This is a genomic window from Litoreibacter ponti, assembly GCF_003054285.1.
GTDB classification, from domain to species: domain Bacteria; phylum Pseudomonadota; class Alphaproteobacteria; order Rhodobacterales; family Rhodobacteraceae; genus Litoreibacter; species Litoreibacter ponti.
Genome location: NZ_QBKS01000001.1, coordinates 2,251,759 through 2,271,416, shown reverse-complemented (window position 1 = coordinate 2,271,416; position 19,658 = coordinate 2,251,759). Strand labels below are relative to the sequence as shown.

The 19,658-nt window shown below is 63.1% G+C and carries 19 protein-coding genes; 16 read left to right on the top strand and 3 right to left on the bottom strand.

Annotation, left to right across the window (positions count from 1 at the left end):
- Nucleotides 1-57: 57 nt before the first annotated feature.
- From C8N43_RS11540 to C8N43_RS11495, 10 genes are all read left to right on the top strand, one after another.
- On the top strand, nt 58-1,350 hold the full coding sequence (locus C8N43_RS11540; protein WP_107845739.1) for an RsmB/NOP family class I SAM-dependent RNA methyltransferase: 1,293 nt from the start codon (nt 58-60) through the stop codon (nt 1,348-1,350).
- 67 nt (nt 1,351-1,417) lie between these two features.
- Entirely contained in the window at nt 1,418-3,166 is a 1,749-nt protein-coding gene (locus tag C8N43_RS11535; protein WP_245912978.1) for a heparinase II/III family protein, read from the top strand.
- 30 nt (nt 3,167-3,196) lie between these two features.
- On the top strand, nt 3,197-4,783 hold the full coding sequence (gene purH / locus C8N43_RS11530) for a bifunctional phosphoribosylaminoimidazolecarboxamide formyltransferase/IMP cyclohydrolase (protein ID WP_107845738.1): 1,587 nt from the start codon (nt 3,197-3,199) through the stop codon (nt 4,781-4,783).
- Between the two features lies 1 nt (nt 4,784).
- Nucleotides 4,785-5,273, top strand: coding sequence for a signal peptidase II (gene lspA, locus C8N43_RS11525; protein WP_107845737.1), 489 nt, complete (start codon nt 4,785-4,787; stop codon nt 5,271-5,273).
- A gap of 56 nt (nt 5,274-5,329) precedes the next feature.
- Nucleotides 5,330-5,845, top strand: coding sequence for a DUF3035 domain-containing protein (locus C8N43_RS11520; protein ID WP_107845736.1), 516 nt, complete (start codon nt 5,330-5,332; stop codon nt 5,843-5,845).
- A gap of 78 nt (nt 5,846-5,923) precedes the next feature.
- Nucleotides 5,924-7,270 (top strand): M16 family metallopeptidase, encoded by a 1,347-nt coding sequence (locus tag C8N43_RS11515; RefSeq protein ID WP_425437061.1) that lies wholly within the window; start codon nt 5,924-5,926, stop codon nt 7,268-7,270.
- Nucleotides 7,267-8,583, top strand: a complete 1,317-nt coding sequence (locus C8N43_RS11510; protein ID WP_107845734.1) for a M16 family metallopeptidase — start codon at nt 7,267-7,269, stop codon at nt 8,581-8,583. The genes C8N43_RS11515 and C8N43_RS11510 overlap by 4 nt, the downstream gene beginning before the upstream one ends.
- Nucleotides 8,584-8,628: 45 nt before the next feature.
- Nucleotides 8,629-10,470: a DNA mismatch repair endonuclease MutL gene (gene mutL / locus C8N43_RS11505; RefSeq protein WP_107845733.1), complete on the top strand. Its 1,842-nt coding sequence runs from the start codon at nt 8,629-8,631 to the stop codon at nt 10,468-10,470.
- Nucleotides 10,467-11,681, top strand: coding sequence for a DNA recombination protein RmuC (locus tag C8N43_RS11500; RefSeq protein ID WP_107845732.1), 1,215 nt, complete (start codon nt 10,467-10,469; stop codon nt 11,679-11,681). Before mutL ends, C8N43_RS11500 begins: the two co-directional genes overlap by 4 nt.
- Nucleotides 11,682-11,863: 182 nt before the next feature.
- Nucleotides 11,864-12,061: a hypothetical protein gene (locus tag C8N43_RS11495; protein ID WP_107845731.1), complete on the top strand. Its 198-nt coding sequence runs from the start codon at nt 11,864-11,866 to the stop codon at nt 12,059-12,061.
- 76 nt (nt 12,062-12,137) lie between these two features.
- On the opposite strand, the gene C8N43_RS11490 is transcribed toward C8N43_RS11495, so the two are convergent.
- Both C8N43_RS11490 and C8N43_RS11485 read right to left on the bottom strand, forming a co-directional pair.
- On the bottom strand, nt 12,138-12,791 hold the full coding sequence (locus C8N43_RS11490; protein ID WP_107845730.1) for a ChrR family anti-sigma-E factor: 654 nt from the start codon (nt 12,789-12,791) through the stop codon (nt 12,138-12,140).
- 8 nt (nt 12,792-12,799) lie between these two features.
- Complete coding sequence (locus tag C8N43_RS11485; RefSeq protein ID WP_107845729.1) at nt 12,800-13,453, bottom strand: sigma-70 family RNA polymerase sigma factor; 654 nt, start codon at nt 13,451-13,453, stop codon at nt 12,800-12,802.
- Between the two features lie 138 nt (nt 13,454-13,591).
- On the opposite strand from C8N43_RS11485, the gene C8N43_RS11480 reads away from it, so the two are divergent.
- The 6 genes from C8N43_RS11480 (at nt 13,592) to C8N43_RS11455 (ending at nt 18,593) form a co-directional block, all read left to right on the top strand.
- Nucleotides 13,592-14,884 carry an NAD(P)/FAD-dependent oxidoreductase gene (locus C8N43_RS11480; RefSeq protein WP_107845728.1) on the top strand — a complete coding sequence of 431 codons (1,293 nt, stop codon included), beginning with the start codon at nt 13,592-13,594 and terminating at the stop codon, nt 14,882-14,884.
- Entirely contained in the window at nt 14,881-15,642 is a 762-nt protein-coding gene (locus C8N43_RS11475; protein WP_107845727.1) for a DUF1365 domain-containing protein, read from the top strand. Before C8N43_RS11480 ends, C8N43_RS11475 begins: the two co-directional genes overlap by 4 nt.
- A complete protein-coding gene (locus C8N43_RS11470) occupies nt 15,639-16,880 on the top strand; it encodes an MFS transporter (protein WP_107845726.1) in 1,242 nt (413 codons plus the stop codon). Before C8N43_RS11475 ends, C8N43_RS11470 begins: the two co-directional genes overlap by 4 nt.
- 5 nt (nt 16,881-16,885) lie before the next feature.
- Nucleotides 16,886-17,458, top strand: coding sequence for a DUF3833 domain-containing protein (locus C8N43_RS11465; protein ID WP_107845725.1), 573 nt, complete (start codon nt 16,886-16,888; stop codon nt 17,456-17,458).
- Nucleotides 17,455-18,186 carry an SDR family NAD(P)-dependent oxidoreductase gene (locus C8N43_RS11460; RefSeq protein WP_107845724.1) on the top strand — a complete coding sequence of 244 codons (732 nt, stop codon included), beginning with the start codon at nt 17,455-17,457 and terminating at the stop codon, nt 18,184-18,186. The genes C8N43_RS11465 and C8N43_RS11460 overlap by 4 nt, the downstream gene beginning before the upstream one ends.
- 92 nt (nt 18,187-18,278) lie before the next feature.
- Entirely contained in the window at nt 18,279-18,593 is a 315-nt protein-coding gene (locus C8N43_RS11455; RefSeq protein WP_107845723.1) for a DUF3775 domain-containing protein, read from the top strand.
- Nucleotides 18,594-18,611: 18 nt separating this feature from the next.
- On the opposite strand, the gene C8N43_RS11450 is transcribed toward C8N43_RS11455, so the two are convergent.
- Nucleotides 18,612-19,658 carry a saccharopine dehydrogenase gene (locus C8N43_RS11450; RefSeq protein ID WP_107845722.1) on the bottom strand — a complete coding sequence of 349 codons (1,047 nt, stop codon included), beginning with the start codon at nt 19,656-19,658 and terminating at the stop codon, nt 18,612-18,614.

Sequence of the window (19,658 nt, the reverse complement as noted above, 5' to 3'; positions counted from 1 at the left end):
CCCACTCCTTGTTCCGGTCTCTGGCTTGATATACGGCCCGTGACAAAGGAGACAAGCATGGTGCGACCCCATAGCCCGCCCCCCACGGGCCTGCCTGCCCGGCAGGCGGCCGTTATGCTGATGCGCGGGGTGCTCGAGGAGAAAGAGCAACTTTCGACACTGCTGGGCGCAGGCCTGCTTGACCGGCTGGAGCCCGCGGATCGTGCGCGGGCGCAGCGGCTGGCGGTCACCACCCTGCGGGAGCTCGGGCGCGCCGATACTGTGATCTCGCAATTCGTGGACAAGATGCCGCCAGCAAAGGCGATCAACGTTCTGCGCCTCGCCGTCGTCGAGCTCTGCGTCGAGGGGGCGGCGGCCCATGGTGTCGTCGACAGTGCTGTGAACCTGATGAAGCGCTCCGGCAACTCGCCCCGCATGGCTGGTCTGGCCAACGCCGTGCTGCGCAAGGTCGCGACCGAAGGGCCGCAGATGTGGCCTGATCTGCCCCCGTCAAAACTGCCCAAATGGCTGCGGCCCCGGATCGTGCATCTGCTTGATGAAGAGCAGACACAGGCCATCGAGGCGGCCCATCAGGCCGGTGCGCCGCTGGACCTGACCTTGCGTGACGAGGCCAAGACCACGGAGTGGGCCGGGCGCCTTGGGGCGGAGGTGCTGCCAACGGGCTCGCTCCGCATCGCGCGCAATGTTCAAGTCTCCGAGCTTGATGGCTACGAGGAAGGCGCGTGGTGGGTGCAGGATGCCGCTGCCGCCATCGCCGCCCAAATGCTTGGCGCGTCCAAGGGCGAGCGGGTGCTCGACATGTGCGCCGCACCAGGCGGCAAGACCATGCAGCTTGCAGCGACCGGCGCCGAGGTCGTAGCGCTCGATGTTTCGTCCGAGCGGATGGCGCGGGTCGAGCAGAACCTCTCGCGCACCGGCATGGTGGCTGATCTGGTCATCGAGGATGCGCTGAACTTTGATGCGCCGCCGTTTGACGCGATCCTGCTCGACGCGCCGTGCTCTGCCACTGGCACGATCCGGCGGCACCCCGACTTGCCTTTCGTCAAGAATGGTTCCGCCATGGCCGAACTGTGCGCGTTGCAGTCGGACATGATCGACGCCGCCGTGAGCCTTCTGAAACCCGGCGGGCGGTTGGTCTATTGCACCTGTTCGCTGCTCTTCGACGAAGGCGAGCGTCAGGCCAAGACGGCGATGGAGCGGCATGGCCTCGTCGAGATCGAGACGCGCCCAACCGGCGTGCCCTCGGAATGGCGCAGTCGGGTCGGCGGCTTGCGGATTACCCCGAACCTGTGGCCCGAACGCGGCGGTCTGGACGGCTTCTTCATGATCGCGCTGCGCAAACCGGAATAATCGGTGACAGGATCAAATCGCTCGGCCTAAACTGCTTCTTAAAAGAAACAGACGAAAAGTCGGTGATATGAGCATTGAGGCCAAGGCAGTCGCCACCCCACTGGTGGAGCGAAATATGACGTTGATGGACCGGGTGCACGCGCGCCTCGCAGCGATGGGGGCGCAAGCGACGAGCTTCGTGTCGCAGCCAGAGCCGCGCACGATCGGCTCCTATGCGCGCGGCAAGCAGCTTGCGGTCGGCAATTTTCAGTTTGGCGGGCATCTGGTGCAGGCGGGCGCACGCTCGCTGTGGGACATCACGCCGCCAGACGCGATGTACGAGGCGGAGCTGAACGGGTTCACATGGCTCGATGATCTGGCATCGGTCGGGGATCGCCGCTCTCGCCAGTTGGCGCAGGCCTGGGTGCATGAGTGGATCGCGCTCTACGGCAGCGGGCGTGGCAACGGGTGGTCGCCGGATCTGACCGGGCGCAGGCTGATCCGGTGGATCAACCACGCTGTCTTCTTGATGAACGGCCAACCGCCCGAGGCCAATGACCGGTACTTCAAATCGCTTGCGCATCAGGCGAATTATCTGGGGCGCAGATGGTCTGTCGCCTCCCGCGGATTGCCGCGGTTTGAGGCGTTGACAGGTTTGCTTTATGCCGGGCTGAGCCTTGGCGGGATGGAGCGCTTCGTGGTGCCCGCGACGAATGCGCTGGCCCGCGAATGCGCCGACCAGATCGACGCGGAAGGCGGTATTCCGACCCGCAACCCCGAAGAGCTTTTGGAGGTCTTTACCCTGCTGACCTGGGCCGCCGCCGCCCTGCAGGAGACAGGCCATGAGCCGCTCCCTTCTCACACAGAGGCGATTGCGCGGATCGCGCCGACCCTGCGCGCGTTGCGCCACGCTGACGGCGCGCTGGCGCGGTTCCATGGCGGTGGGCGTGGGCCGGAGGGACGCCTTGATCACGCCCTGGCAAGCAGCGGTGTAAAGGCCAGCCCGCGCGACGGACTTGCGATGGGATATGCGCGCCTGTCAGGAGGGCGAAGTTCTGTCGTGGTCGACGCAAGCGCGCCGCCCGCGCGCAACGCGTCGCAAGCTGCCCATGCCAGCACATTGGCCTTTGAGCTGACATCGGGCCGCCGCCCGGTGATCGTCAATTGCGGCTCCGGCGCGCCCTTTGGGGCCGAATGGCGCCGCGCGGGGCGGGCGACGCCGTCCCACAGCACCCTGTCCATCGACGGTGTTTCATCTGCCAAGTTGACCCAACAGGCCGGGTTCGAGCTGCTGACCAGCGCGCCGCGGACCGTCACCGCCCGGAAAGAAAGCGTCGAGGACGCAACCGAGCTTGTCGCAAGCCACGATGCCTATATCCGCGACTTCGGTCTGACCCATGTGCGCAAGATCGAGGTCAGCCTCGACGGGCGCCGGGTGACGGGCGAGGACACGCTTGCCGCTTTGTCAGAGACAGACCGGGTTCAATTCGAAAAGCACATGGACGCGGTGTCGCTGCAAGGCGTGCCCTACACGCTTCGCTTCCATCTGCATCCGGAGGTCGACGCAGAGCTCGACATGGGCGGCACGGCGGTCTCACTGGCGCTGAAAAGCGGCGAGATCTGGGTGTTCCGCACGTCCCAAGGCGTCAAAATGACAGTTGAGCCGAGCGTTTATCTGGAAAAAGGACGTCTGAAGCCACGTGCGGCCAAACAGATCGTTTTATCCTCCCGCGTGATGGAGTATGCGAGCCAGGTCAGCTGGTCCTTGGCCAAGGCGCAGGATACGCCGTCCTACTTGCGCGATGTGGATGAGGAGCTTGAGCTGGCGTTGAAGTAACGACTGCCAACTGACCTTCGAAGGAACTCCATGACCGATCTCGTCCCCGTGCGCCGCGCGCTTATTTCCGTGTCCGACAAAACCGGCCTGATCGATTTCGCCCGCGCGCTGATCGGCCACGGTGTTGAGCTGCTCTCGACCGGGGGGACGGCCTCTGCGATCCGCGATGCGGGTCTCGCAGTCAAGGATGTGTCGGAGGTGACAGGCTTCCCCGAGATGATGGATGGCCGTGTGAAGACGCTGCATCCGATCGTCCACGGCGGCCTTCTGGCCCTGCGCGATGATGACGGCCATGTGGCGGCGATGACAGAGCACGGGATCGGCGCGATCGACCTGCTGGTGGTCAACCTCTACCCGTTCGAGGAAACTGTCGCCAAAGGCGCGGATTACGCGACATGTATCGAGAATATCGACATCGGCGGCCCCGCGATGCTGCGGTCCGCTGCGAAGAACCACAAATTCGTCAACGTCGTGACGGACGTGCAGGACTACGAGCCCGTCTTGGCGGAGCTTAATTCAAATGACGGCGCAACCAGCTACGCGTTCCGCCAGCGCCTTGCATTAACCGCCTATTCGCGCACGGCGGCTTACGACACGGCGGTGTCGTCGTGGATGGCAGAGGCGCTGGGCGAGACGCCGCGCCGCAAGTCCTTTGCGGGCACGTTGGCTCAGACCCTGCGCTACGGCGAGAACCCGCATCAGCAGGCGGCGTTCTACACCGACGGCTCCGCCCGCCCCGGGGTCGCCACCGCGCAGCAGCATCAGGGCAAGGAGCTGTCATACAACAACATCAACGACACCGATGCCGCGTTCGAGCTGGTCGCCGAATTCGACCCGAAAGACGGCCCTGCGGTCGCGATCATCAAGCACGCCAACCCCTGCGGCGTAGCGCGCGGCGCGACGGTGGCCGAGGCCTACAAAAAGGCGTTTGAATGCGACCAGACCTCGGCCTTCGGCGGGATCATCGCGGTGAACCAGCCGCTCGACGCCGCGACAGCGGAGGAGATCAGCGGCATCTTCACCGAGGTCGTTATCGCCCCCGGCGCCGATGACGCCGCCCGCGCGATCTTTGCCAAGAAGAAGAACCTGCGCCTGTTGACCACTGATGGCCTGCCCGACCCGGTGACTGCGGCCCTGACCGTGCGCCAGGTCTCCGGCGGCCTGTTGGTGCAGGACAAGGACAATGGCCGCATCACCGAAAACGAGCTGAAGCTCGTGACCAAGCGGTCGCCCACCGATCAGGAAATGGCCGATATGCTGTTTGCGTGGCGGGTCGCCAAGCATGTGAAATCCAACGCCATCGTCTACGTCAAGGACGGCGCGACCGTCGGTATCGGCGCGGGGCAGATGAGCCGGGTGGACAGCTCGCGCATCGCTGCGCGCAAGGCGGTCGACGTGCAGGAGCTTCTGGGCCTGCCAGAGCCGCGCACGATTGGCTCCGCCGTGGCCTCTGATGCGTTCTTCCCCTTTGCGGACGGTTTGCAAGCGGCGGCGGAAGCGGGTGCGACCGCGCTGATCCAACCCGGCGGCTCGATGCGTGATGACGAAGTGATCGCCGCCGCCGACGAGCTGGGCCTTGCCATGGTCTTCACCGGCATGCGCCACTTCCGGCACTGATATGGGACGGCTCGCGCTCGCTGCCCTCGCGGCGTTTCTGACGGACCAGCTGTCGAAGCTCTATGTCATGTACGGCATGGGCATGCGCGTGGGCGATATGGTCGAGATACTGCCGCCGCTGGTCGTGTTCAAATTCGGCTGGAACCCCGGCATCAACTTTGGGCTGTTCTCCGGCTCGCCCGACTTTGCGCGGTGGGTCCTTGTCGCGCTGGCCGTCTTCATCTCGGGCATCTTGCTGTGGTGGGCGCGCAAGGCGCCGCGCAAGCCCATCGTGTTAATCGGCGTCGGCCTGATTGTGGGCGGTGCCGTGGCGAACGCGCTTGATCGGGTGGTCTATGGTGCGGTCGCGGATTTCCTGAACATGTCTTGCTGCGGCATCGACAATCCCTTCATTTTCAATATCGCCGATATCTGGATCTTCGCAGGGGCTTTCGCATTGGTGATCTTCGACACCGATCCGAAGAAGGACGCGGGGAAAGAAGCCTCGTGACGATCTCGCGCCGATAGGTTAAAACAGCCCAAAAGACAGAGCAGGAGCGATCCGACATGCCACGCCACGCGATGATCCTAGCCGGAATCTGTGCCGCAATGGTGCTGTCGGCGTGCGACCGTAACGCCGAGCCCAGCCTGCTGAACATCAAGTCCCAGCAGGTCGGCCCGGACGAATTCTCGATCCTGCCCAACAAGCCGCTCACCTTGCCTGATGACTACAGCGCCTTGCCTGCGCCCACGCGCGGCGGCAGCAACCGCGTTGATCCGACGCCCTTGGCCGACGCGACCGTTGCGCTTGGCGGCAATCCGGCGGGCGGCATCCGTGACGGGGGCCTCGTAAACTACGCGTCCCGCTACGGCGTTACGCCCAATATTCGCACAGCCCTCGCGGAAGAGGATCTGGAATACCGTCGCGACAATGACGGCCGTATTCTGGAGCGGCTTTTCAATGTGAATGTCTACTTCGAGGCCTATGCAGAGCAGTCGCTCGATCAGTACCGCGAACTGGAACGGATGCGGCGGCTTGGCGTACGCACGGTTTCGGCCCCGCCCGAAAGCACCGAAGACTAGATCGCTCACATCCCCGTTGGGTTGGTTGATTTTGCCAGCGGTGGTGCCATCTTTCCAACAAGCTGATTAACCCAAAGGATGCTTATGCGCCGTTTCTTTGCCTGCCTGATCGCCCCCGTACTGCTTGCCCTGCCTGCAGCGGCGGAAGACAAGATCACGACATTCACGCTCGACAACGGTCTCGAGGCCGTTGTGCTGGAAGATCACCGCGCCCCGGTGGTGGTTCACATGCTGTGGTACAAGGCCGGTGCCGCCGACGAGCCCGCCGGTGCGTCGGGAGTTGCGCATTTCCTCGAACATCTGCTGTTCAAGGCGACCGAGGAGATGGAAGCGGGCGAATTCTCCGCCGTGGTCGAGGCCAATGGCGGCTCTGACAATGCGTTCACGTCTTGGGACTACACCGGCTATTTCCAGCGCATCGCCGCCGACCGTCTTGAGCTGATGATGAAGATGGAAGCCGACCGGATGCGCAACATTCGGTTGACCGAAGAAGATATCATCACCGAGCGTAAGGTGATCCTGGAAGAGCGCGCGCAGCGCACCGACAGCGATCCCGGCGCGCTCTTCGGTGAGCAGCGACGCGCCGCGCAATACCTCAACCACCCCTATGGCATTCCGATCATCGGCTGGCGCCACGAGATGGAAGAGCTGGACATGGATGACGCGCTGGCCTTCTACAAAAAGTTCTACGCGCCGAACGCGGCTGTTCTAATCGTCGCCGGCGATGTGGAGCCGGACGAGGTGAAGGCTCTGGCCGAGAAATACTACGGCCCGCTTGAGCCGACCCCAGGCCTCGGCGAGCGCGACCGCGTGGAAGAGCCGCCGCAGCTGGCGGAACGGCGCATCGTGTTCGAAGACCCACGCGTCGCGCAGCCCTATGTGATCCGCAGCTATCTTGCGCCCGAGCGCGATCCGGGCGAGCAGGAAACCGCAGCAGCACTGACGCTGCTCGCGCAGATCCTCGGGGGAAGCTCGAACACCTCCGTGCTTGGCCGTGCGTTGCAGCAGGACAGCCAGAAGGCGGTCTACACATCTGCGTTCTACAACGGCATGAATTACGACGACACAACCTTCGGCATCTTCGTGGTTCCCGCCCCGGGCCTGACGCTGCAGCAGGCCGAGGACGACATGGACGCGGTTATTGCGCAGTTCATGCAGGATGGCGTCGATCCGGAGCAGCTGGAGCGCGTCAAAAGCCAGATCCGCGCCTCGCTCGTTTACGAGCGCGATGACGTGTCCGGTCTTGGCCGCGAATATGGTGCCTCGCTGACCTCTGGCCTGACGGTTCAGGACGTGCAGGACTGGCCCAAGATCCTCGATGCCGTCACCGCAGATGACATCATGCAGGCGGCAGCACTCGTGTTCGACCGCGACAAGGCCGTGACCGGCTGGTTCCGCAAATCCACCGAGGAGGTCAGCCAATGATCCGCTTCATCGCCGCGAGCTTTTTCGCCTTGCTGACGCTGCCCGCCTACGCTGCCAGCGCGATTGATATCAAGGAGGTGACCTCCCCCGGTGGCATCAAGGCCTGGTTGGTGGAAGAGCCGTCGATCCCGTTCATGGCGCTGGAAATTCGCTTCAAGGGCGGCGCGTCGCTCGACCGGGACGGCAAGCGCGGCGCGGCCTACCTGATGTCCGGCCTGCTGGATGAGGGCGCGGGCGATCTGCGCTCCACCGAGTTCGCGACCGCCGCCGAAGAGCTGGCGCTTCAATTCGATTTCGACGTCTCGCCCGACAGCTTCTCTGTCTCGGCGCAATTCCTGACCGAGAACCGCGACGCATCGGTAGAGTTGCTTCGTAAGGCGATCAACGCCCCGCGCTTTGATCCCGACGCGATTGAGCGGGTGCGCGCGCAGGTCCAGTCGATCATCGCGTCCGACCTGAAGGACCCCAACGACATCGCAGGAAAGACCTTTGCCCGGCTCGCCTATGGCGACCACCCTTATGCCACGGCAATCGAGGGGACGCAGGAAAGCGTGGCTCTGCTGACCCGCGATGATCTGATCCAGTCCCACAAAGACCTGCTGGCGCTCGACCGCATCCATATCGGTGCCGTTGGGGACATTACCGAGGCCGAGCTGGGCGCCTTGCTCGACACGCTTCTGGGCGATCTGCCCGCCGAGGGCGCACCACAGGCGGGGCCCGCGCCGTTTCTTCTGGACGGTGGCGAGACGGTCGTGGAATTCGACACGCCGCAATCCGTCGCGCTCTTCGGGCACGAGGGGATCAAGCGCACAGACCCTGACTTCTTCCCTGCCTTCGTGATGAACCAGGTGTTGGGGGCCGGTGGCTTCGGCTCGCGGCTGATGGAAGAGGTCCGCGAGAAGCGCGGGCTGACCTATGGCGTCTACTCCTACCTCGTCCTGCGCGAGCATGTGGAACTTGTGATGGGCCAGGTGTCTTCATCGAACGATGTGGTGGCCGAGGCGATCAACGTGATCCGCGACGAATGGGCCAAGATCGCATCCGAGGGCGTGACAGAAGAAGAGCTTTCGACCGCGATCACTTACCTGACCGGAGCCTATCCCTTGCGGTTCGACGGCAACGGCCAGATCGCCACGATCCTTGCCGCTATGCAGATGGACGACTTGCCCATCGACTATATCAACACGCGCAACGCGAAGGTTGAAGCGGTGACCGGTGAAGACATCAAGCGGGTTGCGGCGCGGCTGATGAAGCCCGAGAACTTGCATTTCGTGGTGGTCGGACGGCCCGAAGGTCTGGCCGCGTCGAATTAAGAAGCGCGTGGCCGAATCGCGGCCACGCATGCTACACCTTGGGGTATGAATGACCTCAGCCCCAACATAGGCGGTGCACAGCCCGCAAAACGGCCTCAAATCAGGCAGTTGGACGAGGTCGCCGTTAACCGCATCGCCGCGGGCGAAGTGGTCGAGCGCCCGGCCTCTGCCGTAAAGGAGCTGATCGAGAACGCGCTCGATGCCGGGGCCACCCGGATCGAGCTGTGTTTGAAAGACGGGGGCAAGACGCTGCTGCGGGTCATCGATGACGGCCACGGCATTCCCGCCGCCGATTTGCCGCTTGCGCTGTCGCGCCATGCGACCTCGAAAATTGACGGCTCTGACCTGCTCAACATCCACACCTTCGGTTTTCGCGGTGAGGCTTTGCCGTCGATGGCGGCCGTCGGCCGAATGACCATCACATCACGGATCGACGGCGCGGATGCGGCCAGCATCACCGTCGATGGCGGCGAGATGGGGGCGGTCAAGCCTGCAGCCCTGTCCAAGGGAACGGTCGTCGAGCTGCGCAACCTGTTCTACGCCACGCCCGCGCGGCTGAAGTTCCTACGCTCTGATCGGGCGGAAACCGCTGCCATTCTCGACGTAGTCAAACGCCTTGCCATGGCGGAGCCCTACGTGGGCTTCACCGTGCGTGATATCACGCGTGACGAGGCCGGCCGGGTATCCTTTCGCGCCGATGCGCAATCGGGCGACATGTTCGACGCGCTCGGGGCGCGGCTGCGGTCAATCCTCGGTGCGGATTTCGCGGACAATGCTTTGCCTATTGATGCGGAGCGGGAGGGCATCACCCTGACCGGCTTCGCCGCTCTGCCGACCTATTCGCGCGGCTCGAACGTGGCGCAGTTCCTGTTCGTCAACGGGCGTCCTGTCCGCGACAAGCTGCTGATCGGCGCGCTGCGCGGGGCTTATTCTGACTTCCTCAGCCGCGACCGCCACCCGGCCTGCGTGTTGTTCTTAGAACTGCCGCCGACCCGCGTGGACGTGAACGTGCACCCGGCCAAGGCCGAGGTCCGCTTCCGCGATCCGGGCAACGCGCGCGGGCTGATTGTCTCGGCGCTGAAACACGCGCTGGCAGAAGCAGGGCATCGCGCCTCGACCACCGTATCGGATGCCACGCTGGGCGCGTTCCAGCCCGAGCGGGTCGAGCGCCCGATCTACCAGATGGACCGTCCGTCCCAGACCGCGATGCGCGCGTCCTATCAGGCCCAAGCCCCGGGTTTTGCCGAAACGCAGCCCGTCTACGGACGCGTCGACGTGGTCGAGCCCGATCCGGTACCAGAGGCCGAGCAACCGCTTGGCGCCGCGCGCGGGCAGGTGCATGAAAACTACATCATTGCCCAGACACGCGACGGTATGGTGATCGTCGATCAGCACGCGGCCCATGAACGGCTCGTGTATGAAAAGCTGAAGCGCCAGATGGCAGAGAATGGCGTCGCCGCGCAGGCCTTGCTGATCCCCGAAATTGTCGAGATGTCCGAAGCGGACGCCGAGACTTTGCTGACCCATGCCGACGCCCTGTCGAAACTCGGCCTGACGCTGGAGCCGTTCGGGGCCGGGGCCATCGCGGTGCGCGAAACGCCAGCAATTCTGGGCGAGGTGAACGCCGAAGCGATGGTGCGCGATATTCTCGACGAGCTGGATGATCTGGGTGACACGCAATTGGTGGCCGACAAGATCGAAGCGGTGCTTTCGCGGGTGGCCTGCCATGGCTCGATCCGCTCGGGCCGCTGGATGCGTGCCGACGAGATGAACGCGCTGCTGCGCGAGATGGAAGCGACGCCGCATTCCGGCCAATGCAATCACGGGCGGCCCACCTATGTGGAGCTTAAACTGGCCGATATCGAGCGGCTGTTCGGACGCACATGATCGAGATTAACGGCATATTCTACACATGGAACGATCCCATCATTCTGGCCGCTGCGGCGGCAGTTATCGTTGTGTTGGTCCTTTTCATCACCCTGCGCGCGGTGCTGAAATCCGCCAAGGCGGTCGAGCCGATGATGATGCAGATGGGGCAGCTCAACCAGACCGTGCAGAACCTCGGTGCAGGGCAATCGCAGCTGACGGGCGGGCTGGAGAGCCTGTCGAAAAGTCAGACCATGACGATCCAGACGATGGAAGTTCGGCTGGCCGAGGTGCAGCGGCAGATGGCCGAGAAGCTCCACGAGTCGTCGATGAAATCCGCGCGCTCGCTGTCTGATCTGCAAGAACGGATGAACGATACGCTCCATGGCTCTTCGGAGAAGACGACTAAGAGCCTCACCCAGTTGCAGGAGCGGCTGGCGACGATTGACCGTGCGCAGAGCAATATCGAGAAGCTGTCGGGCGATGTGCTGTCGCTGCAAGACATCCTGTCGAACAAGCAGCGGCGGGGGATGTTTGGCGAAATCCAGCTCAACGACATCGTCTCCAAGGCGCTGCCGGCGAATGCCTACCAGATGCAGGCGACGCTTTCGAACGGGAAGCGGGCGGACTGTCTGATTCACCTTCCGAACCCTCCGGGGCCGATTGTGATCGACGCAAAGTTTCCGTTCGAGGCGTTCGAGATGCTGGCCGCCGCCGAGGGTCCCGAGCAGACCAAACGGGCGCTGCGAGATTTCGGGGCCGCGGTGCGGGTGCATATCAAGGCGATTTCGGAGAAGTATATCCTCGACGGGGAGACGGCCGATGGGGCGCTGATGTTCCTGCCATCGGAGGCGATCTACGCCGAGCTGCATGCGCGGCTACCTGAGGTTGTGCGCGAAGGCTTCGCGGCGCGGGTCTGGATCGTGTCGCCGACGACCTGCATGGCCACGCTGAACACGATGCGGGCGATCCTGAAGGACGCGCGGATGCGTGAGCAGGCGGGTGCGATCCGACGCGAGCTGGGGCTGCTTTACAAAGATGTAGACCGACTGGGCACGCGGGTGGAAAACCTGGACCGGCATTTCGGGCAAGCGGCCAAGGATATCTCGGAGATCAAGATCTCCGCCGAGAAAGCCGGCACCCGCGCGCGGCGGCTCGATACATTTGAGTTTGATGAGCCCGACGAGGCGATTGAGACGGTGCCGCCCGTGGCCCGAATTGTCGAGCCATAGGGCGCAATAAAGCAAGATTAAAAGCCGCGCTCACACCACCCGTTCATCGTAGCGCCAGATTTCTGACATTTTTTCGGCTCGTTCACGTCCCGTTCATGAACGGGGTGTTAACTGTTTCTTTAACGAGGCGGACCTCTGACATGCCGCCCGTTCAGTTCAGAATCCAAGGGAGACGAAGACCGATGCTACAGGTCGCCTTCATTCTTTTGTGCCTTGCGCAGATTATCCATCTGTCAAGGCACTGGTATGCGCTGGATATGCGCCTGCGCGAAGACGCCAGATCAGCTAAGCTGCGCCATGCGGTCGATTGGACGGCGCAGCCGGTCCGGGAGCGAGAGCCCCACGGGAGGTTGTTTGATAAGGTGAAAGAGCACTTCTGAGTTGCGGCCGACCGGCTGACGCAAAAAAGGCGGGGTCGATGCCCCGCCTTTTCTTAAATCTACTGTGCTTAATGGCTCAGATGCGCAGGAATGGTTGCGCGATACGTTGCAGCAAACCATTGAATTTCAAAGGTGCGTCCGTCGCTGACAGGCAAATGCAGTCCACATCCATCTCGGCAATGGGAGTGTGTTCATCTTCCTCGGTCGCGATCTCGATGTCGCCGGGGCCGAAACGATCATGCTCGTCGCGGAACGCGCCTTGCAATACGAGTGTCAGCTCCATCCCGCGATGACCGTGATCCGGAACTTTGGTCCCCGCGGGGATATACAACAGCCGCACGGACGCGTCCTTGGAGGTCGGCAGGATCGCCTGCCGCACGCCCATCCCGACGGAACGCCATTTCACATCCGCGAGACTGCCACCGATGTAATCATGTAATGCCGCGGGTAGCTCGCCAGATTTGGCCGCAACGCGAATTTCGTCTTTCGACCCGCGTTCGATCCGCGCCATGGTGGCGTCAAGATCAACCTCGGGCAGTTGGTTGGCGGATGCGGGCACCGCGTCTTGCAGCATGACACCGCCGACGGCTTCAAATGCGCCCAGCCGTGCACGGCATTCGTCGCACATCGTTATGTGTGTGGCGACGACTAGATTGAACGCCTCTGGCAGATTGCCGGCCGCATAGGACAGCAACAGCTGGTCGTTCAGATGATGTTTGATCTGATCCATTTTCCCGTTCACTTCATTGCATGGCGCAGTCGTTCCAGCGCCAAACGTATCCTCGATTTGATCGTGCCCAATGGCAGGCCAGTTTCCGCCGCAATCTCGCTATGCGACAGGTCCCCGAAAAAGGCCTTTTGGACCAGATCCCTCTGTTTTTCCGGCAGCTCAGCCAAGGCTTCGGCCAACCGGGCACTCTCCTGTTGCAGCTCCATCACGTCGGCCGCTTCCGGCTCCGGCTCTGGGCCCCATGTTAACTCGTCCGGCTCGGGCCGCCGCTGCTTGCGCAGCATGTCGATCCGCCGGTTTCGCGCGATGGTGAACACCCAGGTGCTCACCGACGCCCGTGCGGGGTCAAACAGGTGGCTTTTGTGCCAGAGCGTCGCCATCACATCCTGCGCGCACTCTTCTGCCATCCCTGCATCCGTTCCCGACTTCATCAAGAACGCCTTCACCCGCGGCGCGAAGTGTCGGAATATCTCAGCGAAGGCTGCCCTGTCCTGGGCGTCCCGAATTCGCTGAACACATTCGACCCATCGCAGGTCATCTTTCACGTTGCGGGACACTTTGCGTCTCTTCGCCTTGTTCGTTCTGGCCAGCATAGCCACGGCGCTCTGCGCAGTGGCAGCGGCGTCCTCGGCGGGCTGGAAGGTGTTGTCTCCCGTCAACATACACATCTTACGCACGCAATTGGGAAGTGGATCAATGATTTCTCTTCAATCCAATTGGCGCTGGCATCCGTAGTGGTTGTAAATCTACTGCGCAGAGTGTCATCTCAAGTTGACACCTGTCCACTATCGGAGACACGAATGCCCTTTGAACCACTTATCACCGCCCCCAAACGCATCGCCGTCATCGGGGGCGGCATCTCGGGCATGGGGGCGGCGCACGCCCTGTCGAAATCCCACCGCGTTGTCCTGTTCGAGGCCGAGTCGCGCCTGGGCGGCCACGCCTGCACTGTCACCGCAGGCAAGCGGGGCGATCAGCCGGTGGATATGGGCTTCATCGTCTACAACACGGTCAACTACCCCCACCTTGTGGAGCTGTTTGCCGAGCTGGGCGTCGAGACTACCGAGAGCAACATGAGCTTCGGCGCCTCGATGAAGGGCGGCAAGCTGGAATACGCGCTGCACTCGGTTGACGCGATCTTCGCGCAGCGCCGCAACGCGGTGGACCCGCGCTTCCTGCGGATGGTGCGTGACATTGTGAAGTTCAACAAGCACGCTCTGCGGGTGGCGAAAGACCCCGACATTTCGATCGGCGAGATGCTGGGGCAGCTGGGCACGGGCACGTGGTTCCGCGACAAGTATTTGCTGCCCTTCACCGGCGCGATCTGGTCGACGCCGGTTTCCCGGATGATGGATTTCCCGGCCCAAGCGCTGGTGCGCTTTATGAAGAACCACGCGCTGCTGGACTACGAAGGCCAGCACCAGTGGTACACGGTCAAGGGCGGATCGATCCAGTATGTCACCAAGCTGGAATCCGCGTTGCGGGACCAGGGCGTGGACCTGCGACTTGGTGCGCCGGTGAAGGCCGTCACGCGCGGCGAGCGAGTCGAAGTGACCTGCGAAGGCGGCACGCCGGAGCGGTTTGACGAGGTCGTCTTCGCCTCCCACTCGGACCAAGCGCTGTCGATGCTGGCGGACGCGTCCAAGATGGAGCGCGCGCAGCTGGGCGCGGTGCGCTACCAGCCCAACGAGGCGGTACTGCATGCCGACACGTCGATGATGCCCAAGCGCCGCAAAGTCTGGGCCAGCTGGGTCTATTGCGAAGATGTGGTCAAACGCACCGACCGGATCGACCTGACCTATTGGATGAACTCGCTGCAGCCGATCCCCCATGACGACCCGCTGTTCGTGACGCTCAACAACACGCGCAACATTCGCGAAGAGTTGATCTACGAAACCCGCACCTTCCACCACCCCGTCTACGATCTGGCGGCGTTGCAGGCGCAGAAGACGATCTCGGCCATGAACGGCACGAACCGGACGTGGTTCTGTGGCGCATGGATGAAAAATGGCTTTCACGAGGACGGGTTTTCCTCGGGCCTCGATGTGGCGCGGGCCATCGCCGCGCGCGATGAACGGCTTGTGGCCGCGTGAGCCGGGGCATCGATCATATCGCGGGCGTGACCTTCCACGGGCGCAAGGGAGCGGTGGACAACGCCTTCCGCTACGGCGTGGATTATGTGCTGTTTGACCCGTCCGAGGACGTGGCCGGCCCGGCGCTGTTTTCGCGCAACGGGCGCAATCTGGTGTCGCTGCATGATCGTGACCATGGCGGCGCGCCGAAGGATGGCGTGGGCCTGCCTTGGGCGCGGGAGGTCTTCGCGGCCCATGGGCTGGATGCCGTTGTAACGCGGATTGAGCTGCTGGCGCAGCCGCGGGTGCTGGGCCATGTGTTCAACCCGGTCTCGTTCTGGCTGGGCTTTGATACCGATGGCGGTTTGCGAGCGGTGATCCCGGAAGTGTCCAACACCTATGGCGACCGCCATTCCTACCTATGCGCCCATGACGATATGCGAGTGATCGCGCCGAGCGATACGCTGAGCGCGCAGAAGATTTTCTATGTTTCGCCCTTCCAGCCGGTCGAAGGCGACTACACGTTCCGCTTTGATTTCACTGGCGACAAGGTTGGCGTCTGGATCGATTACAACGCAGGCAACAATGGCCTGCTCGCGACGCTAACCGGCAAGCGCCGTCCGCTGACGAACCTGTCGATCCTGAAAGCCTGCCTGCGCCGCCCGTTCGGGTCGCGCCGGGTGCTGGGGCTGATCCATTGGCAGGCGTTCAAGCTGTGGTGGAAAGGCGCAAGCTTCCGCACGCGGCCGGAGCCGCCTGCAGAGGAGGTTTCAAGATGACCTCTGCCGCGCTTCCGAAGATGGGCGACCGATTGGGGGCCTACGCGCTCTTCGCCGCCGTTTTGTCGGGGGCGGGGCTGCCGATTTATATCTATGCGCCGAAATTCTACGCCGACACCTATGGCGTCAGCCTCGCGACACTGGGCACGGTGCTGTTCGTGCTGCGCCTGCTGGACGTGGTGCAAGACCCGGTGCTTGGCTGGGTGTCAGAGCGTTTGGGCGCGGCCCGCAAGTTCGCCGTCAGCGCGGGCGCGCTGATCCTGGCACTGTCGATGCTGGGGTTGTTCGGGATCACGCCGCCAATCTCGCCCGTGTGGTGGTTTGGCCTGATGATCACCGGTCTATTCAGCGCGTTCAGCTTTCTGACGATCAACTTCTATGCCCAAGGTATCACCAAGGCGCGCGATCTCGGCGACGCTCACACGCGGGTCGCCGCCTGGCGCGAGACCGGCGCGCTGCTGGGCGTGTGCGTGGCTGCGGTGACGCCGACGCTTCTGGAAGGTGTCATAAGCGCGCCTTTCGCGGCCTTTGCGGCGGGCTTTGCCGGGGTGACGATCATCGCGGCGAGCCTGATGGCTCCCGAATGGCCCGGCGAGGTCGAGCAAGAGCCTACGGCCATCGGCGCCATCCTGAAAGACAAGGTCGCCCGGCGCCTGCTGTTGTTGGCACTGGTCAACGCAACGCCGTTGGCGGTGTCATCGACCCTATTCCTGTTCTACGTCGAAAGCCGCCTGGGCGCGCCGGGATGGGAAGGCCCGCTTCTGGTGCTGTTCTTCCTGGCTGCGGCGGCGTCTGCGCCGCTTTGGGCGCGAGGCGCGGATCGGTGGGGCGAGAAGCCCATGCTTCTGTCGGCCATGGTGATGGCCATTGCGGCCTTTGGCTGCGTGATGTTTCTGGGTGCAGGCGACGTTTGGATCTTCGCGGCGATCTGCGTCGCCTCGGGTGCGACAATCGGCGCGGACCTGACCCTGCTTCCCGCCCTGTTCGCCCGGCGGATGGCCGCTATTTCGCCCAATGGCGGTCAGGGCTTCGGCCTGTGGTCGCTGGTGAGCAAATTCACCTTGGCCTTTGCGGCGGCGATCCTGCTGCCGGTTCTTGAGGCACAAGGCTTCCAATCGGGCGCGGCGGAGAACCCTGCCGACGCTCTGACGACTCTGACTATTCTCTACGCCCTGGTGCCGTGCGCACTGAAACTGGTTGCCATCGGATTATTGCTGGCAACCCCTTTGAAGGAGTGACGACCATGGAACTGCTTGGCTTCACGCTGCTTGGGATGGCTTTGATGACGAGCCTCTACTGGCTCTGGACCCGTAAACTGTCCTTTCTGGGCCAGCGCCCGGAGGATTACGCCGGCAAGGGCCCGGCGTTCAACGTGCGCGAGCATCTGAGCGGGCCGATTCAATGCGAAGGCATGATCTATGGGCCGACGGGCCGGGTGACCTCGCGCTTTGTGGCGGACATGGATGTCACGTGGGACGGCAATGTGGGCATGATGCACGAGGTCTTCACCTATGACAGCGGCGCCGTGCAAAAGCGCCACTGGAAGCTGACCGTCGGCAACGACGGCTCAATCCAGGCGGAGGCGCCCGATGTGATCGGCATGGGCCACGGCCAGCAGGCAGGCCCGGCGTTGCAGCTGAACTACCGCATCAAGTTGCCCGAGGAGTCCGGCGGGCATGAACTGGACACCGTGGACTGGATGTATCTGGTGGAGAACGGAACCATCATGAACCGCTCGCAGTTCCGCAAGTACGGCATCAAGGTCGCCGAACTGGTCGCGACCATGCGCAAGAAAGATATGAGGCAAGCTGCGTGAGATCTTTTCAGGGCAAACGGTATTGGTTGGTGGGTGCGTCCGCCGGGCTGGGGCGGGCGCTAGCCGACAAATTGGTCGCGGCGGGTGCCGAGGTGGTGCTGTCGGCCCGGGGTGAAGAGGACCTGCAAAAGGCCGTATCCGAGATCGGCGAAAAAGCCTCCTATGTGACAATCGACGTGTCCAAGGATGATGACGTGAAACGCGCCGCCAAAGAGGTGGGCGAGATAGACGGGTATGTGCATTTGGCCGGGGTCTATTGGCCCCAAGGCGCCAAGGAGTGGGATGCGGGCGAAGTCACCGCAATGTGCGATATCAACTTCACCGGCATGGCGCGGGTTCTAGGTCAGGTCGTGCCCGCCATGGTCGAACGCGACCGCGGGCATATCGTCCTGACCTCCAGCCTGACGGGCTTTCGCGGGCTTCCGGGCTCCATCGGCTATACCGCTTCTAAAGCGGGCTGCATGTCGCTCGCCGAGTGCATGTATGCTGACTTGCGCCAGACTGGCGTCGACGTGCAGGTCGCCAACCCGGGGTTCATCAAGACCCAACTGACCGAGAAAAACGACTTCAACATGCCGTTCATCATGGAGCCTGATGAGGCCGCGCAAACCATGTTTGACCACATGAAATCGGGCGGCTTCAAGCGCTCTTTCCCGACGCTTTTCAGCCTTGTGTTCCGCGGCTCGCAGTTCTTGCCCGACTGGATTTACTTCCGCATCTTCTCCTGATTGCGGGGCCTGCGGAAACTTGATCCATGTCATGGGGCTTCGGCCCCTTTTTTCATACTCTCGCGTCAAACACGCGACGAGGAATTGTACACATGGAACTGTCCCTGAACACCGTGGCCCAAGTGGTCCTTTATGCTCATGAGCGCGAGCGCGCCGAAGCAGAGTTGCGCGCGTTCATCGGCGCGATGGGAGAGCAAGAGCAAATCGAGTTGGTCGCGTTGACCTGGATTGGACGGGGCAGTTTCGACGCGGAGGAATGGGAGGAAGCGGTGCTTACGGCCCGGCAGGAAGCAAGCACGCCGACCGCGGATTACCTGCTGGGAATGCCACATGTCGCGGACCATCTTGAGTCGGGGGCGGAGGCGCTTGGCCTCGATCTGAGTGCTGCGGAAGAAGACCTCCTTTAGACACTCCAAGATTGAAGCCTAGAGGTTGCGCTGGAACGTCTCGTAGGCGCGGCCCCAGACGCCACTGTCCAGATCGCCAAGTGTCAGCAACGACGGCAAGAGCTGCTCGGCAAAATCCTCGGAGCTTTCGACAGGCAGCATCGACGGCAAATTGTCGATGGCGGTCACGTCGAGAGGCGGGGCGTCGTGGACCCTCAGCGCGGGTGCATCCCATGTCGTGACGCGGTCATAAACCTTGATGGGCGAGAAGTCGCTGTCGGGGTCGCAGGCGATATCGCCGATCACGCTGAGATTGCGCGGCGCGACCTTGGCGGATGCCGGCACAAAAACCGGCGTGCCGGGGCGGGCAAGAATGCAGTTCAGGAAGATCGTGTGGGCCAGCACCTCTGGGAAAGGGCCGCCGGAGGCGGTCTCTGCCATGTCCCATTTGGTGACGGGCACGCCAAGCGCCGTGCACAGATCAGACGCGCCCGTTCCGACGCGGCCAAGCGCGCCGATGACCAGCGCCGTAGGGCGGTGGGTGCCAAGGGTGATCAGCTTCTCCTGCAGATCGGAGAGCATGTGGTTGGAGGACGGGTAGACGCCAACGGGCTCGGCAATCATGCCGCGTTGCTGCGCGATCCAACACAGGATCGACACGGCGGCACCGGCGTAGCCCGCCCAATAGCCAAAAGCCGCGACGCGGCGGTTGTCCGCGTCAACGAGGTACTCGAGATCATAAAGCGCACCGCCCCCAGCTTTGAAGCGCTCCAGAAGAGTACGCCCCGACGGCTGGCCCTTGAACGCGTGGCCGAACATGATGTGGCGATGGGGCAGGGGCGTCCCGTCATCCGGCAGTTCTTTGAGCCCGAAAATGATCGCGTCCTTAGGCGCGTCGGTCCACGCGCCTTCCGGCGCGATGGCGCAGCCGGTGGCGCGGTAGCCGTCGATGGGCAGTGCGCGGGAGGCGCTGTCTTCCACCGTGACTTCGATGCCCTTCGCCATCAGCGCTTTGACGCCTTGGGGCGTGATGCCCACCCGTTGTTCGTGATCGCGGCTTTCCGCGCGGACCCAAAGATGTGTCAT